General features: G+C 41.5%; 1 protein-coding gene. It reads right to left on the bottom strand.

Annotated features, from left to right (window positions below):
- Nucleotides 1-379, bottom strand: a 379-nt coding sequence (locus HMPREF0367_RS09620; RefSeq protein WP_035403747.1) for a VirB6/TrbL-like conjugal transfer protein, CD1112 family, incomplete at its 3' end; no start/stop codon positions are given.
- Between the last annotated feature and the right edge of the window lie 125 nt (nt 380-504).

The raw sequence follows: 504 nt of genomic DNA, 5'->3' as shown, positions 1-504 counted from the left end.
AATTAGATGAATCTAAAGAATTTGTTGAAGTTGAAATTGTCCCTTGCACGATATTAAATAATGCAAGCATAAGCTCCATCCCGTATGTGATAACACCTTTCGCCAGTGCAAAACGGACAAAGAGTTTTAAGGCGTGTTCCGGTTTCTTCACATCTGTAAAACTTCCGCAGGTCTTTACCATACCTATCACGAAGAATAATACAAGCAAGGCAAGCCCGATAGCCTGAACTGCACCGTTGATGTCAACGATAACCTTCCAGATGTTCCCGCCCTTAAAGTTCTGCGGTGTAGTTGTGATGAGCGTCCATATTTCCGACAGTTTTTCATTCCAAGTTTCAAGGGCATTTTCAAGATTTTGAACTACCCAGTTATCACTCATTCAAAGCACCTCCTTACAATTAAGGGGTGTCCCTTAACTTGGCACACCCCTCGATAACTGTGTAACTCTTATCTTAGCCTGTGATAAGAGTAAGGATTTCTTTCGCAAAAGTGATAATGACACCG

This window comes from Faecalitalea cylindroides ATCC 27803 (assembly GCF_000469305.1).
Lineage (GTDB): Bacteria > Bacillota_I > Bacilli_A > Erysipelotrichales > Erysipelotrichaceae > Faecalitalea > Faecalitalea cylindroides.
Note: the sequence above shows the minus strand (reverse complement) of the source record. Positions and strands in the feature narration are given on the sequence as shown.